This window comes from Pseudonocardia yunnanensis, from assembly GCF_039534065.1.
In the GTDB taxonomy this organism is placed as follows: domain Bacteria; phylum Actinomycetota; class Actinomycetes; order Mycobacteriales; family Pseudonocardiaceae; genus Pseudonocardia; species Pseudonocardia yunnanensis.
The window spans coordinates 16,700-31,194 of the sequence record NZ_BAAAUS010000024.1; the positions used below are offsets into that span (position 1 = coordinate 16,700).

The 14,495-nt window shown below is 71.7% G+C and carries 15 protein-coding genes; 5 read left to right on the forward strand and 10 right to left on the reverse strand.

The features are described from left to right. Positions 1 to 319: 319 nt before the first annotated feature. Positions 320 to 1,237, forward strand: coding sequence for a substrate-binding domain-containing protein (locus ABD743_RS21670; RefSeq protein WP_344723975.1), 918 nt, complete (start codon positions 320 to 322; stop codon positions 1,235 to 1,237). On the opposite strand, the gene ABD743_RS21675 is transcribed toward ABD743_RS21670, so the two are convergent. Continuing rightward, the gene (locus ABD743_RS21675; protein ID WP_344723976.1) at positions 1,218 to 2,012 is read right to left on the reverse strand and encodes an alpha/beta hydrolase; all 795 of its coding nucleotides are present in this window, start codon (positions 2,010 to 2,012) and stop codon (positions 1,218 to 1,220) included. The genes ABD743_RS21670 and ABD743_RS21675 overlap by 20 nt on opposite strands. Before the next feature lie 70 nt (positions 2,013 to 2,082). Between ABD743_RS21675 and ABD743_RS21680 the strand changes: the two genes are divergently transcribed. Beyond that, positions 2,083 to 2,382 (forward strand): DUF3040 domain-containing protein, encoded by a 300-nt coding sequence (locus tag ABD743_RS21680; RefSeq protein ID WP_344723977.1) that lies wholly within the window; start codon positions 2,083 to 2,085, stop codon positions 2,380 to 2,382. Here the strand turns inward: ABD743_RS21680 and ABD743_RS21685 are convergent. Both ABD743_RS21685 and ABD743_RS21690 read right to left on the reverse strand, forming a co-directional pair. Then, positions 2,379 to 3,824, reverse strand: a complete 1,446-nt coding sequence (locus ABD743_RS21685) for a DUF2252 domain-containing protein (RefSeq protein ID WP_344723978.1) — start codon at positions 3,822 to 3,824, stop codon at positions 2,379 to 2,381. The genes ABD743_RS21680 and ABD743_RS21685 overlap by 4 nt on opposite strands. A 30-nt stretch (positions 3,825 to 3,854) precedes the next feature. Then, complete coding sequence (locus ABD743_RS21690; protein ID WP_344723979.1) at positions 3,855 to 4,463, reverse strand: LysE family translocator; 609 nt, start codon at positions 4,461 to 4,463, stop codon at positions 3,855 to 3,857. A gap of 116 nt (positions 4,464 to 4,579) precedes the next feature. Between ABD743_RS21690 and ABD743_RS21695 the strand changes: the two genes are divergently transcribed. Further along, complete coding sequence (locus ABD743_RS21695) at positions 4,580 to 5,086, forward strand: Lrp/AsnC family transcriptional regulator (RefSeq protein WP_344723980.1); 507 nt, start codon at positions 4,580 to 4,582, stop codon at positions 5,084 to 5,086. A 355-nt stretch (positions 5,087 to 5,441) separates the two neighbouring features. On the opposite strand, the gene ABD743_RS21700 is transcribed toward ABD743_RS21695, so the two are convergent. Together ABD743_RS21700 and ABD743_RS21705 are read right to left on the reverse strand one after the other, a co-directional pair. After that, positions 5,442 to 5,642, reverse strand: coding sequence for a hypothetical protein (locus ABD743_RS21700; protein ID WP_344723981.1), 201 nt, complete (start codon positions 5,640 to 5,642; stop codon positions 5,442 to 5,444). A 297-nt stretch (positions 5,643 to 5,939) separates the two neighbouring features. Further along, a complete protein-coding gene (locus ABD743_RS21705; protein WP_344723982.1) occupies positions 5,940 to 6,530 on the reverse strand; it encodes a hypothetical protein in 591 nt (196 codons plus the stop codon). A gap of 222 nt (positions 6,531 to 6,752) precedes the next feature. Here ABD743_RS21705 and ABD743_RS21710 point away from each other — a divergent pair, with 222 nt between their 5' ends. After that, positions 6,753 to 7,496, forward strand: a complete 744-nt coding sequence (locus ABD743_RS21710) for a TetR/AcrR family transcriptional regulator (RefSeq protein WP_344723983.1) — start codon at positions 6,753 to 6,755, stop codon at positions 7,494 to 7,496. 75 nt (positions 7,497 to 7,571) lie between these two features. Here ABD743_RS21710 and ABD743_RS21715 read toward each other — a convergent pair whose 3' ends face one another. From ABD743_RS21715 to ABD743_RS21725, 3 genes are all read right to left on the reverse strand, one after another. Further along, positions 7,572 to 7,706 (reverse strand): hypothetical protein, encoded by a 135-nt coding sequence (locus ABD743_RS21715; protein ID WP_344723984.1) that lies wholly within the window; start codon positions 7,704 to 7,706, stop codon positions 7,572 to 7,574. Positions 7,707 to 8,035: 329 nt separating this feature from the next. Further along, positions 8,036 to 9,178, reverse strand: coding sequence for an acyl-CoA dehydrogenase family protein (locus ABD743_RS21720; protein WP_344723985.1), 1,143 nt, complete (start codon positions 9,176 to 9,178; stop codon positions 8,036 to 8,038). Next, positions 9,171 to 10,352, reverse strand: a complete 1,182-nt coding sequence (locus ABD743_RS21725; protein ID WP_344723986.1) for an acyl-CoA dehydrogenase family protein — start codon at positions 10,350 to 10,352, stop codon at positions 9,171 to 9,173. Before ABD743_RS21725 ends, ABD743_RS21720 begins: the two co-directional genes overlap by 8 nt. Positions 10,353 to 10,540: 188 nt before the next feature. On the opposite strand from ABD743_RS21725, the gene ABD743_RS21730 reads away from it, so the two are divergent. Continuing rightward, positions 10,541 to 11,002, forward strand: coding sequence for an Hsp20/alpha crystallin family protein (locus ABD743_RS21730; RefSeq protein ID WP_344723987.1), 462 nt, complete (start codon positions 10,541 to 10,543; stop codon positions 11,000 to 11,002). A 575-nt stretch (positions 11,003 to 11,577) separates the two neighbouring features. Here ABD743_RS21730 and ABD743_RS21735 read toward each other — a convergent pair. Beyond that, a complete protein-coding gene (locus ABD743_RS21735; RefSeq protein WP_344724446.1) occupies positions 11,578 to 13,020 on the reverse strand; it encodes a rhamnulokinase in 1,443 nt (480 codons plus the stop codon). 2 nt (positions 13,021 to 13,022) lie between these two features. Beyond that, positions 13,023 to 14,477 carry an L-fucose/L-arabinose isomerase family protein gene (locus ABD743_RS21740; protein WP_344723988.1) on the reverse strand — a complete coding sequence of 485 codons (1,455 nt, stop codon included), beginning with the start codon at positions 14,475 to 14,477 and terminating at the stop codon, positions 13,023 to 13,025. Positions 14,478 to 14,495: the final 18 nt, after the last annotated feature.

Sequence of the window (14,495 nt, forward strand, 5' to 3'; positions counted from 1 at the left end):
GTGACTCCCTCGGTCGTCGCGGCGGAACGATCCCGTGCGGAGCGGATGGGACCGGCGCGACCGTGCGTCAGGCGGCGATCTGCAATGGGCGCGCACGGGCGGTGCGCGCCGGACCTGACCTTGGGAACCCTACCTCGAACACACCACGTCGGCCGGATCGCCGCAAACGCCCCGCGCCGGTTCGTCGGCCGCGAGCGCCGGGACGTCCGTCCGTCGGCTTGCACGAACCAATGGCCGTTCGGCAGCGGGCCGACTGCGGCGGCTCATCCGGCTACTGCCGTCTGGGCCGGCACCGCTCGGGAGAATAGGGTGAATCGCCGTGACCCGATACCGGGAGATCTGCGCCGACCTGGCAGAACGGATCTGCGCGGGCGAGCTCTCCGAGGGAACCGAGTTGCCCGGCGTTCGCGAGCTGGCATCGCGCTACAGCTCCACGGTGTCCACCGTGAGCCGGGCGCAACGCGCACTGGCCGACGCAGGTGTGATCGTCACCTCCGACCGGCGCCGTTCCCGGGTGGCCACCGCCGGGGCCGTGGCCGCGCGCCGGTTCCTGCACGCCGACCTCGTGTTCCGGCTCGCCGGCTCCGACGACCCGGCTCTGGACGCCGTCACCCGCACCGTCGGCCGGGCGATCCAGCGCATCGACTCGCAGGGAAGCTTCGGCGGCCTGCGCGCCGTCCGCCAGGGACTGGCCGACGGCGCCGCGGTGCACCTGCTGCACCACACCGGCGTCTACAACGCCCCGTTCGCGCGCGACCTGCTGCGCGGCTGGCGACCGCACCTGATCCACCTGTGGCGCCGCGAGCAGGGGCTCATCGTGCCACCGGGCAACCCGCTCGCCCTGCGGACCGCCGCCGACCTCGTCAAGGTCCGGGTGGCCAAGCGCCGATACGGCACCGGCACGCGCGTGCTGTTCGACCGGCTGCTGCTGACCGCCGGGCTGGACCCCGACGCCGTGGCGGGCCCGGAGACCGGGTCGCACCTGGAGACGGGCCTCTCGGTCGCGTCCGGTGTGGTGGACGCGGGCCTCTGCGTCCGCTCGGTCGCACACGACCTCGACCTGCACTTCGTGCCGCTCGTCGTCGAGGACTACGACATCGTGCTCGGTGCGGCCGCGCTCGACGCCGTAGCGCCGCTCCTCGTGGCGCTGCACGATCCGGCCGTCCGCACCATGGTCACGGAGCTGGGTGGCTACGACGCCACGGACTCGGGGAAGGTCATCGAGCTCGGCCCCTGATCGGGACCTTGTTCGCCGCCCAGCGGGCGAGCCGGACGGCCAGCACGCCGTAGAGCACGGGGTCGGTGCCCATCCCGGTGTGGCTGCTGCCCACCTCCACCCATTCGGCGTCCGGGTCGCGGCACGACCGCCAGCCGACCACGCCGTCGTCACGTGAGTAGATGGACACGGCGGGCACCCGCAGCGGTGCGGCGAGTCCGCCGGCCGTGGCGTCGCGGCACGCGCCGGTGAGGCAGTCCTGGTCGAGCAGGCCACGGACGCCGAACGCGGACAGTCGCACCAGCACCCGCAGGAGACGCGCCGCGAGCCCGCGCGCGTCGAGGGGATCGAGCACCGGGCTGCCGAACATGGCGAGGCCGCACACCAGCTCGGGCCTGCGCACCGCCACGAGCCTGCCGAGCATCCCGCCGCGGCTGTGCCCGAGCAGGACGACCGGTCCGCCGGTCCGCCGGACGTGGTGCTCGACGTGTCGCTCGAGCCGGGCGACCAGGGCGTCCGAGCAGCCCAGATTCATCCCGAGGCGCGCTCCGACAGGCACGTATCCCCGTCGCCGGAGCCAGTGCCGCAGCACCGCCATGCTCGCGTCCATGCCGCCGAAGCCGGGTATGACCACCACCCCGGTGCCGCCGCCCTCCATCGCGCGGGTGGTCCAAACGGGGTGGAGCAGTAACGCAGGCGTACTGAGCCCCACGGCCGGGCCCAACGACCTCATGAGCTGCCGGACCGAACGGCGCAGCCGCCGCCCCGGTTGCCTCGCTTCGAGTCCGAGGGTCACTGGCGTCATTCCTTCCGCTGATCCCCGGCCCCCCGATAGTGAACTGGCGCGTTCCCGGGTACTCAGCCGCATGCTCCCAGAACGACACCACGGGCGCCCGCTCACCGGGACGGAACAGAAGCGGCTCGACGAGCTCGCCCGCCGACTCAGTGACGACGACCCACAGCTGGCCGCGGCACTGCAGCGCGGCCGGGCCGAGTCCCCACCCTCGTCGCCGCCGCCTCTCGCGTCCCGCAAGGCCGTGGCCGTCGCCGCCCTCCTCGTGGTGCTCGCCACGGTGCTGGGCGGAGTGGTGGGCACGGGCGCGATGCTGCTCGTGCTGGGCATCACGGTCGGGGTCAAGGCGTTGGTGCGGCGGACGCGCCGCTAAACCCCGCGCTCTATGGGCAGTACTCCGCGGGCCACGGCGGCGACGAGTGCGGCGTGGTCCGCCTCGGTCTGGTCGGCGTACGCCCTGGCGAACCGGCACATCGCGTCGTCGAGCTTCTCGGAGCGCCCGACGTAGCCCGCGATCATCGACGCACCACTGGTACGGGCGTGGCCCTTGGCGAGCAGGTGACCCACGACGCCCGCGTAGTCGGCGAGTGCGGACGCATCGATCGAGTCGATCGCGACGGCGCCCTTCATGTTCCGGAACTGCCGGACGTAGTACTGGTACACGTCATCGTGCTGGCCCGGCGCCGTGGTCCAGCCGAGCAACGGGTCGCTGACGGTCTGCAGCGCCTGCTGGTACTCCACCACCCGCTGGCCCTGGTGAGCGTGCCAGGCCGACTCACCGTGCACGTACCGGGCGAGCACCGACCGGCGGGCCTGCTTGAGCTGCAGGAACACCACGTCCTCCGGGGAGGAGCCCTCCAGCAGCGCGACATATGCGCGAAGGCCCACGCTTCCGACACCCACCACCTTGTGCGCGATGTCGACCAACGTGTAGCCCCCCAGCACCCGGCGCCAGTGCGGGGCGAGCGTCAGCAGGTACTCGTCGAGGGCGACGGCGAGCAGCTCGGCCTCACCGACGGGCACCCGCGTGATCAGCGGCGGCTCCTCGACGATCCGGCGGCGGCCCTCGACCTCCTCCGTGAATCGGGGCAGCGCGCGGTCGCTCGTGCGCTGCCGGGCACGTCTGGCGGCCCGTTCGACCTCGGCGCGCAGCGGGCCCGGGGCCTCCTGCGCGAGCCGGTCGACGTCGAGACGCTCGTAGGAGCGCGTGAACAGCGGCAGGTCGGCGAGGTGGCGCAGCTCGGCCCGGTAGGCCGACACGCACGACGACACGGCGGCCGCGCAGTTGTCCTCGCTCGCGCCGTTCTGCCGCCCGGCCACCCAGACGCTCGCGACGAGGCGGCGCAGGTCCCACTCCCAGCCACCCGGGTGGGCCTCGTCGAAGTCGTTGAGGTCGAACACGAGGTCGCGTTCGGGCGAGGCGTAGAAGCCGAAGTTGCCCACGTGGGCGTCGCCGCAGACGACGGGCGTGATGCCCGTGGCCGGTAGACCCGCGACGTCCTCGGCCATCACGACGGCCGATCCCCGGAGGAAACCGTAGGGCGACGCGGCCATCCGTCCGACCCGGATCGGCACCAGCCTGCCGACCCGGCCCTCGTGGCTGTCCATGATCTGCTGCACAGGGTCCGGCCGGTCCGCCGGCGGGTTCCACTCACCCAGCGCCGAACGCGGCACCCGCTTGCGCAACGCCTTGCCGAGTGCGTACCGCTCGGCGCGGGCCATGGGCCGCTGCCGCAAGGAGGAATACGCCGAACCGTCGGCGTCGGCGAGCACGGTGTGCGCACTGACCGGGGGATGGTCAGTCGTACCCGTCACGCGGGCGATGCTACGCCCCGGATCGTCCGGTCAGCCGCGCACGACGGCGACGGCCACGGCCATCAACGCGGCCCCACCGACGGCGTCGACACCCCGGCGCACACGGGGGCGTCCCATGGCGCGGCGGCTCCGGCCGGCCAGCAGGATGACCAGCGTCCACCACAGCGCCGCTGCCACGACGGTCGTTCCGGCCATCAGCAGGATCTGCCCGACCACACCAGGGCCGGGCACCGCGAACTGCGGGATCAACCCGAGGAAGAACAGCAGCGCCTTGGGGTTCAGCAGGTTGCCCGCCAGCCCGTCGAGGTAGGGATGGTGCGACCGCGGTAGCGCGGCCACCGTGGACGAGGACGACCTGAACGCGCCACGTAGAGCCCCCAGGCCGAGCCGGACCAGGTAGGCGGCACCGAGCCAGCGGATCGCGACGAGGACGTCCGGGCGCGCCGCGAGCAGGGCGGACAGCCCGAGAGCTGCCGCGGAGGTGTGCACGGCCAGGCCGGTGACGATGCCGGCCGCGGCCCGGGCGCCCCGGCGCGCGTCTGCCAGGGAGTGGCGCAGGACCACCGCGAAATCGGGTCCCGGCGTGCACAACACGACGAGCAGCACCCCGACGAACGCGCTCCACCGTTCGATCGTCATCGCCCGGCCCCCACCGGCGCAGCGGGGTGGGGGACGAGCACGGAACTACGGGTCACGCCCGAGAATCTCGTTACTCGTCCGCAAATGAGCAACTTGGTCCGGATACTGTCCGGACCATGACCCAAACGCCGTCACTCGATCCGGTCGACTGGCGAATCCTGCGCCATTTGCAGGACGACGCGTCGATCACGAACAAGGAGCTCGCCACGCGCGTGCGCCTGCCGACGTCGTCGTGTCACGAACGGGTGCGCCGGCTGCGCGCGCTCGGCGTCATCACGGCCGTGCGCGCGGTCGTCGACCCGGCGGCGATCGGACGCGGCCTGCAGGCGTTCATCGCCGTGCAACTGCGGCCGCACCGGCGCGAGCTCGTGGAGTCGTTCACCACCGCCGTCCTCGCGCTCCCCGAGACGCTCGCGCTCTACAACGTCTCGGGGCCCGAGGACTTCTTCGTGCACGTCGCCGTGGCCGACAGCGGCCATCTGCAACGGCTCATCGTCGACCATCTCGCGACCCGGCCGGAGGTCGGTCACGCGCAGACACACCTGATCTTCGATCGGCCGCTGGTCGCGCCCGTTCGTCCAACGGCTGCTGATCAGAGCGCGGCCATCCACTCGGGCCGGTGAACCGGTCGCGGCCGAGCGTCGAGCATCAACACGCGCGGACCGTGCGCATGCCCGATCGCTGCCGCCATCTCGATGGCCGCCGACATCAGCGAGGCGATCCGCCCGCGGCCAGAGTCGGAGGGGACCGATTTGCGTCGATCGAGAGCACCCCGACCTCGCGCCCGATCAGCGACCTGGCCTCGCCGAGGGCGCCGGCACGCCCTGCGTGGGGTTGTCGTCGGCCAACCATGTCACCGAGGCCCCACGACGAAGGCAGGTGAACGTCCGTGGACGTTCACCTGCCCTGATCGAAAACCTGTGATCTCCTGCGTGAGCATCGTCGCCGACAGCGAGGCCGTCAGAGCGACATTCGCTCTCAGGAACACCAGGTCATCATGCCCCACTGGTCGGCGCACAGCGGGCTCGGCGCACTGGGTGCAGAGGCCGTCTGCGAGGTGGTGACGCCGCCGGCAGGCATGGGCGCGGCCATCGCGGTCGCGGCCGGGAGCACCGCAGCACCGGCGGCCAGGGTGGTCGCGGTCGCTGCCAGGACGAGGCGTCGCTTCCAATTGCTCATGACGTTCTCCAGATTCTCTCGGGGCAGGATCGAGGTCGACCCGCCAGTGGTAGGAATGCTTCGAGGAACTCTGTGAATGCTGTTCCTCGGCGGCCGTGGTTGCCGTGAACAGATTTGAGGTAATTGCGTCGCCGATCAATCGTGGCGCCCCCCGACGAGCGAGTGTTGTCCCTAGTGGGGAGAACCCGAGAGTCTCGACGGGCGGTAACGGCACGGCCGGCTTCCCGACGCGGCGTCGCCCCGAGGATCAGCGCGGCGGGTATCGCCGGTGGTCAGCGAGCCGCCGGTCGGCACCGCTCAATTCACCGCGACGTCCTCGGCGCCGCCGCCTGCCCAGCGCCAACGCACGACGTCGTCATAGACGTGAGCGCTCGGGGAGAGTTGGTAGGCGGCGTGATTGACGACCTGTCCCGCCGGCACCACCCAGCCGACGGCCGTGTAGGCGACAGGACGCCGCAGGGGAACGCGGCACTCGCCGAGCGGGCTCACCACGGTTTCTCCCGGCGCGACCGTCATTTCCCAGCGCCCGCTTTCCGGGCAGGACGACCACTGACCGGCGCTGGTGTATTCGACCTGGGAGACGACGCTCTCCGGCCGGTTCCCGGTGTTGACCAGTTTCGTGCCGAAAACGACCGAGTCGCGCTCGACCCGCAGGCACACATGCCACTGGATCGAACCCGGTCCGGGAAGCGATCGCCCGCAGTAGCTGTTGCCGCCCAGCCCTGCCTTCTCCACGCCGTCCGAGACGCGCGGTCCGACCTCCGGCGGCGACGACGAACCCTCGGGCGCCGGCGACGACGAACTGACACCAGGCGCGGGCGGCTCGAAAAAAGGTTTGGCCAACCCGTACTCGAAGATCACCGACCCCATGCCCGCGACCAGCCCCACGGCCAATGGTGTGATCACCGCGCCCCGGAGCAGCCGGGATCTCCTGGAGGACCGGACATCGCCGTTCAGGTTGCTTCCGGCGACAGGAGAGGCCATCCCAGAAGTCCTTCCATCACGTGGCGATGGAGCGGCCGCCCCGATCCGTCGTGAAGGTGAGTAAAACAGTGAAGATCATTAACTTCAAACCGCCTGCATGATCTTCGCCGCGTACGGTGGGTCGGGATGAGTGCACGCACCGCCGACCACGCCTCGGCGCCGGTCTCCCGGCGGGAGCGGCAGCGTGAGCAGCTCATCAGGGACGCGAAGCAGGCGGCACGCGATCTCACCGCCGCAGAGGGCGTCGAGGGGCTGACCCTCGCGGCCGTTGCCCGGCGGCTGGGCGTGAGCTCTCCGGCCCTCTACCGGTACTTCGACGGCAAGCAGGGCCTGGTCCGAGCGCTCTACGAGGACCTCATGGCTGAGCTGATCGACACCGTGATCGCGGCCGCACGGCGCCAGGAGCCAGATGACATCAGCGCGAAGCTCCACGCCGCCACCAGAGCCGTGGTCTCCTGGGCTGTCGCCAACCGGGCCGAGTTCGGCCTGCTGATGGGCGCGTCCTATCCGGCGGTTGCCGAGTCCGAGGAAGAGATCCCGCAGATCCTCTCCCGTGAGCTCGGCGGCCTGTTCGGCGAACTCTTCGGAGAGCTCGTCGACAGCGGCCGGCTGGAGTACGTCCGGGACGACGAGCTCAGCCCGCAGCTGCGCAGCCAACTGGAGACGTACCGGCAGGCGGTAGGGCTGAACCTCCCGCTGGGCGTGGCCCGGCTCATGATCGTCTGCTGGCGGCAGATCTACGGCATCGCCTGCATGGCCGTGTACGGCCACCTCGCCTTCGCCTTCGACGACTGCGAGGCACTCTTCGAAGACATGATGGACGACCTGCTCGCCACGCTCGGCCTGGAGCGCAGCCCGAGGCTGCGCTGAACGAGCGCATCACGTCACGGGAGTGCGGTCCGCGACCTGCCGATCACACCGGACGCGCTGCCGATGTGAGAGCGCTCAGAGCGCGACCAGCCATAGCAGGAAGAGCAGCACGGTGGCCGTGAACAGGAGGCTGATGACGCGACCACCCCATGGGGCGGTGGTGAGGCACGGACCCGACTCATCGACGAGCTCGGGAGCGACGGTGGACATATCCGATCATCGCGGAAGGGAGCAGGAAAGTTACCTGCGCAACGGACGTCTCGGCAGAGCCGGGAAAATTGGCGATGAACGGACGGCGCGCCGGGCGATGTGACACTCGCCCAGCACACGTGACCTCTCCGCCGACCCCTTCCTAATGTCGCTGGAATGCACAGCTCCCCAAAACCGAGCATGACCCGCACATGCCCCTGGTGTGCCTCGGCGAGCGTCGTCGCGTTCAGCGAAGAGGGCCTCGTCCGAGCACTGGTCCGGCACCTCGAGGCCTGCCGGGGCGACGGATCGGACGTTCAGGCGCCCGGACCGGCCCGGTAGCTCGCCTGTCAGCCGGTGGCGACCGCAGGCACTCCCACGGCAACAGCGCGGTCGAGCACCAGCTCCGCGATCCGCTCCCGGTGCTCGGCGGCGCTGCCCAGCAGGGCGGCGTCGGTGACCGCGCGCTTGAGGTACAGATGTGCCGAGTGCTCCCAGGTGAAGCCGATGCCACCGTGCAGCTGCACGGTGTCCTCCGCCACCCGCTGGTAGGCCTCCGAGCACGTGGCCTGCGCGATTCCGATCGCGAGATCGGGGTCGTCGGTGCCGTCCTGCAGCGCCCACGCCGCGTGGTAGGCCGTGGACCTCGCGTGCTCGACGAGCACCAACATGTCGGCACACCGGTGCTTGACGGCCTGGAACGAACCGATCGGCCGGCCGAACTGCAGCCGGGTGCCCGCGTAGGCGACGGTGCGGTCGAGCATCCGCTGCGCGCCGCCGACCTGCTCGGCGGCCAGCAGCGCAGCCCCGGTCCGTAGTGCGGCCGTGATCGCCCGCTCGGCGTCGGCGCCCGACGCGATCGCCCGCGCCGGCGTGGCCGCGAACCGCACGGCGGCCTGCCGCCGCGTGCGGTCCAGTGTGGACAGTGCGACACGCTCGGCCTCGTCCACGATGAAGAGCCCCACCCCATCGCCGGTACGCGCGGCGACGAGCAGCACGTCCGCCGTGCCGTCGACGACCTGGCTCACCTCGCCGGTCAGCGTGCCGCCCGACTCCGTGACCGTCACCAGCGCCGGGTCGAACCGGCCGCCGCGGTCGGGCACCGCGAACGCCGCGGTCCGCGTGCCCTCCACCAGCGACGCCAGCAGGCCCTCCTCGACCCCTGCTCCAGCCAGGGCCACGAGCGCGGGTACCGCGAGCCCGACGGTGCCGATCACCGGCCCGGGCACCAGCGCCGCCCCGAACTCCTCGGCCACCACGGCCTGGTCCACGAGCCCGCCGCCTGCCCCGCCCAACTCCTCGGGCACCGCGAGCCCGAGCACGCCGAGTTCGCCGCCGAGGCGGGTCCAGAGCGCCGGGTCGTAGCCGGCCTCGGACTCCATCAACCGGCGCACGGTGTCCTCGTCGAGGCGCTCCGCGCAGAACTGGCGTACGGCCCGTCGCAGGTCCTGCTGCTCGGGCGTGAAGACGAACTCGGTGCCCGCGTCAGCCACGCGGCACCTCCTTCCAGGGCTTGCCGGAGTCGGCTCGCAGATCGCCGGGCAAGCCGAGGATCCGCTCGCCGAGGATGTTGCGAAGCACCTCGGACGTGCCGCCTTCGATGGTGTTGGCACGGGACCGTAGGAAACGCTGCTGGACGGGACCGCGGTAGTCCTCGCTCCTCCGGACGTCCCGCTGCGTGTAGTCGCCGTACAGCGTGGCCTCCGGGCCGAGCAGCTCCATGCAGAACTCGTAGACGTGCTGGTTGAGCTCGGCCGACACGAGCTTCGCGATCGAGCCCTCCGGCCCCGGCGAACCCGACGTCGCCGAGCGGCGCGCGCGTTCGTCGGTGAGTCGCTGGGCCTCGGCGCGGGTCCAGAGCGCAGCCAGCTTGTCGCGGAGCACCGGGGTGTGCCTGTGCGGATAGCGCGCCCACAGCTCCACGGCGTCGGCGATGGCTCCGGCACCGCGAACGGAGGACGACCCGCCGATCGCCGAGCGCTCGTTCATCAGCGTGGTCATCGCGACTCGCCAGCCGTTGCCGACGGCACCGAGCCGGTGCGTGTCGGGGATGCGGGCGTCGGTCATGTAGACCTCGTTGAACTCCGCCTGCCCGGTCATCTGCCGCAGCGGCCGCGTCTCGACGCCGGGAGCGTGCATGTCGAGCACGAAGTAGGTGAGGCCCTTGTGCTTGGGCTGGTCGGGGTCGGTGCGAGCGAGCAGCAGCGCGTAGCGGGCGCGGTGAGCGAGGCTCGTCCACACCTTTTGCCCGTTGACCACCCACTCGTCGCCGTCGAGCACGGCGGAGGTGGCGAGGCCCGCGAGGTCGGATCCGGCGCCCGGCTCGCTGAACAGCTGACACCAGATGTGCTCGCTCGTAGCGAGTGGCGGCAACAGCTCCTGTGCCAGCTCGCGGGACCCGTGCTCGAGCACCGTGGCCGCGGCCATCCCGTGCCCGATCGGGTTGAGGAAGAACGGGTTGGGACCCCCGGCGCCCTGCAGGATCGCGTCCGCCCTGGCCTGCAGACCACGCGATACCCCGAGCCCGCCGAGCCCTTCCGGGAAGTGCACCCAGGTGAGCCCGGCGGCGAAGCAGGCGCCGAGGAACTCCCTGGTAGGCGTCGATCGGGGATCGTGGGTCTCCACCACCTGGTGGGCGGCCTTCTCGACGCGCGCCCTGTCGTCCATGACACCTCCGTGACGGTCAGTCGTGACCGTAACTGATGTTGGCACGCCCGTCATGGGTCGCGGAGCACAGCAGCTCCGTCCCGAAAGCTGGCAAAGAAATCTCAGACTATGGGAATTGAGTCGGGTCGACTCAGGTTGAAGCGGGTGTCGGGCCGGGTGTGACCGGCCCCTGATCGAGGAGATGGACCATGAGCACGCTCTCCCTGTGGGCCCGGCGCGACCCGTTCGCCGAGTTCGACGGCCTGTTCCGCCGCTACGCGGAGCCGGTTGCACGGCAGGGCTTCGTACCGGCCGCCGAGGTCGAGCGCGATGGTGAGGACGCTGTCGTACGCCTGGAGCTCCCGGGCCTCGACGCCGAGAAGGACGTCACCGTCGAGATCGACGGCGGCAAGCTCGTGGTGCGCGGTGAGCGCCGCGACGAGCGCACCGAGGACCGCGACGGCCGCACGCTCCGCGAGGTCCGCTACGGCTCCTTCCGGCGCAGCTTCGGCCTGCCGGCGCACGTGACCGCGGACGCGGTGACGGCGTCCTACGACGCCGGCGTGCTGACCGTCCGGGTGGCGGGAGCCCACTCCGGTAACGGCGCACGGCGCATCCCGGTGACCGCGGGGACGCCCGAGATCGAGTCGGACGAGCGTCCGGCCGCCTGACCGACCCCCCAACCGATGGCCCCTTCTCCTACGGGAGAGGGGGCCATCCCCATGTATAGGCCCCACAGCCGCGAACGAACGGCCCGACCGCCCAAGAGATCCGCGCGAACGCGCCACTCATCCAGCGCCGCGGGAAGCACCCTGCACGGGCCCCTCCCCTCCAGACGAGCGGCACACCCGTCCAATAGGTCCGCACGATCGCGCCGCTCGCCCAGCTCCGCGAGACGAAGCACCCCCGCACCGGGGCCCTCCCCACCGCACAAGCGGCACGCCCGTCCAATAGGTCCGCACGATGGCGCCGCTCGTCCAACTGGAGCCGGGGCCAGCACCATTGCCACGCCCTCGGAACCAACGGCCCGGGGCCCGACGGACCCGCACGAGCGGACCGCTCGTCCGGACCTGAAAAAACCGCCCCCGATGCCAAGCCCTCTTCCTTGCACGAGCGGCACGCCCGTCCAATAGGTTCAGACCAGCGCGCCGCTCGTCCACCCGGGGCCTGGCCCGCACCATCGCCATCCCTGCTCGAACGGCCCGCTCGTCCAATAGGTCTGCACGGGCGGGACGGTCGTTCGGCCTTAGCCGTGTACGCGGCGTTCCGCCGACGCCCAGGCGGCTTCGTCGCCTCGTGGCTCGTAGGTCGTGAGCTCCTGGGTCCGGACGAGCAGGTCGCGCAGCGCGGCGAGGTCGCCGCTCACCGCGCCGAGGGAGCGGGCCTGGACCAATACGTTGCCCAGCGCGGTGGCCTCGACCGGCCCCGCGACGACCGGCAGTCCGCAGGCGTCGGCGGTGAGCTGGCAGAGCAGGGCGTTGCGGGCGCCCCCACCGACGACGTGGACGACGTCGACCGCACGACCCGAGAGTTCCTGTGCGGCACGCACGGCGCGGCGGTGGGCGAGGGCGAGGCTGTCGAGGATGCAGCGCACCGTGGCCGCGCGGCCCTGCGGGACGGGCTCGCCGAGCCGTTTGCAGGCGTCCGCGATGCGGGCGGGCATGTCGCCCGGCGGGAGGAAGGTGGGATCGTCGGCGTCGACGACCGCTGCGAACGCCGGCACCGCCGCTGCCTCGGCGAGCATGGCGGTGAGGTGGGACCCGGGCCAGACGCGCAGGCACTCCTGCAGCAGCCAGAGCCCCATGACGTTGCGCAGGTAGCGCACTGTGCCGTCGATGCCGAGCTCGTTCGAGAAGTTCGCCGCGCGTCCCTCGGCGGAGAGCACCGGGGCCGGCAGCTCCACACCGACCAGCGACCACGTGCCGCAGGAGATGTAGGCGAAACGCTCGCCCGTCGCCGGCACGCCCACCACCGCCGACGCGGTGTCGTGGGAGCCGACGGCGACCACGGGAACCGGCCCGGCGAGTCCCGTCTCGGCAAGGACGTGCGGCGCCAGCTCCCCGATCCGCTCCCCCGGCTCCAGCAGCGGCGCGAAGAGGCCCACAGGGATCCCGGCCCGTGAGATCAGGTCCTTCGACCACGCGCGGGCGCGCACGTCGAGCAGTCCCGTGGTGGAGGCGTTGGTGATCTCGGTGCGACGGGCACCGGTGAGCCAGTACGCGAGCAGGTCGGGCACCAGCAACAGGTCGTGGGCTGCCTCCAGCTGGGGCGAGCCCGCGGCCGCGACGAGCTGGTAGATGGTGTTGAACGGCAGCTCCTGAACCCCGGCGACCGCGTACAGGTCGGCCGCGGGGAGCGTCGCGTGCAGCCGCTCGGACACACCCTCGGTGCGTGCGTCCCGGTAGTGCACGGGGTTGCCCAGCAGTGCGCCGGTCCCGTCGAGGAGGCCGAAGTCGATCGCCCAGGAGTCGATCCCGACCGAGTCCAGCGGCGCCTCCGCGCCGGCAGCGCCCAGTCCGTCCAGCACGCCGCGGTAGAGCGCCAGCACGTCCCAGTGCAGGGTGTTCGATAGTCGGACCGGGCCGTTGGGGAACCGGGCGGCCTCGGCGAGATCCAGTCGGCCGGGGCCGACGTCGGCGGCCATCACCCGGCCGCTCGACGCCCCGAGGTCGACCGCGGCCACCCGCACGGTCACGGGACCCGTACCTCGACGAACTCCAGCTCCACGAGGTCGGCGACGGCGGCGAGCTCGGGCACCCTGTGCCCTGTGCCGAGCGCCCAGTGATGATCGACGCCCGACGCACTCCAGACGTCGGTCCATTCGCCCGGGTCGCAACCGAAGTCGACGCGGGAGGTGGTGTTCCCGATCTGCAGATGCGGCCCGGGCACCACCTCACCCTCGGCGGCGACCAGGACGAAGCGTCCGTCTCGCCGCTGCCCGATCCCGCAGAGCGTGACGGGGCCGTGCTGCACGTCGAACTCGACGGAGACGCCCCGCCCGCGCTTGCCGTGGTACAGGCCGAGCCCGCGCAGCAGCGGCCGCCGCGAGCTGATCGCCAGATGCGCCGGCCCGTCGTGGCCCATCTCCACCACACCGGCGGTGAAGTCCAGCGCCTGCAGCTCCGTGAAGGAACCGCCGGCACCGAGCCGGTCCAGCACCAGCATCGCGATCGAGTTGCGCAGCTCGTACTCCCCCGCCGCCGGCACGCCACGGGCGGTGAGCAGCGAGGCGCCGAGGATCAGGCCTGCGGCGAGCGTCTCGTGCTGCTCGCCGTTCAGGCCGCGGTGGTAGTAGGCGAGCGAATCGAGCGAGAAGTCCTCGACGAGCCGGTCGAGGCCGACGGAGACCCGCGCACCCCATTCCAGGTCGGCAGCCTCGACCGAGCTGTCGACGTCGAAGACCTCACGGGCCAGCGCCACCCGCTCCTGCGTCTGCGTGTCGGTGACGGCCTCGACCCGCACCCGTAGGTCGTCGATCTCCAGCACCTCGACGTGCCCGCCGAGCTGTGCCGACACGGATGAGAGGTCCGTGGCGACGTCCAGCATGCCCGGGTAGAGGTGGCCCATCAGGCCGTGCCGGGCGTGGCGGAGCGTTCCGCGGACACCCGCGGCGCGCACCCACCGGGCGATCCGCGCCCACGCGCGCTCGTCCTCGACATGCCCCGACACGGACCGGAACGCCACCCCGGCGCGGTCGAACGCGTTGGCCATCTCCGGGAGCGGGCAGGCCCCGCAGTAGGCGAGCCAGGCTCCGGTGTCGAAGGTGGCGTGGTCCATCCGCTCCGTGGGCTGCAGGTTGATCAGCAGCACGGGCGCACCGCTGCGCTGCGCGACCGGCACCAGCATGGACGCCGTCATGTAGGTGGTCAGGAAGCCGACGATGAGATCGCAGCCCGCGACCCGCAGCTTCTCCGCGGCGGCCGCGCCTTCCTGCGCGTCGGAGATGAAGCCGACGTCGACGACCTCCACCTCGTCGCCGAGCGCCCGCAGCCGCTCCGACACGCGCGCGGCGGACCGGCGCAGCTGCGGGAGCAGGTCGGGGAACTGCGGCCAGTACGCGCCGAGCCCACCGGCCACGAGCCCGACGGTGGTGCGACGCGAGGTGGTCCGCACGAGCCCCGCAGGGGTCTCGAGCACCGAGGTCATGACAGCTCCTCTCCTTCG

Excerpts from the sequence above, each read along its gene's own strand:
- ABD743_RS21680 (WP_344723977.1), top strand. The coding sequence starts at position 2,083 with ATGCTCCCAGAACGACACCACGGGCGCCCGCTCACCGGGACGGAACAG.
- ABD743_RS21690 (WP_344723979.1), bottom strand. The coding sequence starts at position 4,463 with ATGACGATCGAACGGTGGAGCGCGTTCGTCGGGGTGCTGCTCGTCGTG.
- ABD743_RS21695 (WP_344723980.1), top strand. The coding sequence starts at position 4,580 with ATGACCCAAACGCCGTCACTCGATCCGGTCGACTGGCGAATCCTGCGC.
- ABD743_RS21700 (WP_344723981.1), bottom strand. The coding sequence starts at position 5,642 with ATGAGCAATTGGAAGCGACGCCTCGTCCTGGCAGCGACCGCGACCACC.
- ABD743_RS21710 (WP_344723983.1), top strand. The coding sequence starts at position 6,753 with ATGAGTGCACGCACCGCCGACCACGCCTCGGCGCCGGTCTCCCGGCGG.
- ABD743_RS21715 (WP_344723984.1), bottom strand. The coding sequence starts at position 7,706 with ATGTCCACCGTCGCTCCCGAGCTCGTCGATGAGTCGGGTCCGTGCCTC.
- ABD743_RS21725 (WP_344723986.1), bottom strand. The coding sequence starts at position 10,352 with ATGGACGACAGGGCGCGCGTCGAGAAGGCCGCCCACCAGGTGGTGGAG.
- ABD743_RS21730 (WP_344723987.1), top strand. The coding sequence starts at position 10,541 with ATGAGCACGCTCTCCCTGTGGGCCCGGCGCGACCCGTTCGCCGAGTTC.
- ABD743_RS21740 (WP_344723988.1), bottom strand. The coding sequence starts at position 14,477 with ATGACCTCGGTGCTCGAGACCCCTGCGGGGCTCGTGCGGACCACCTCG.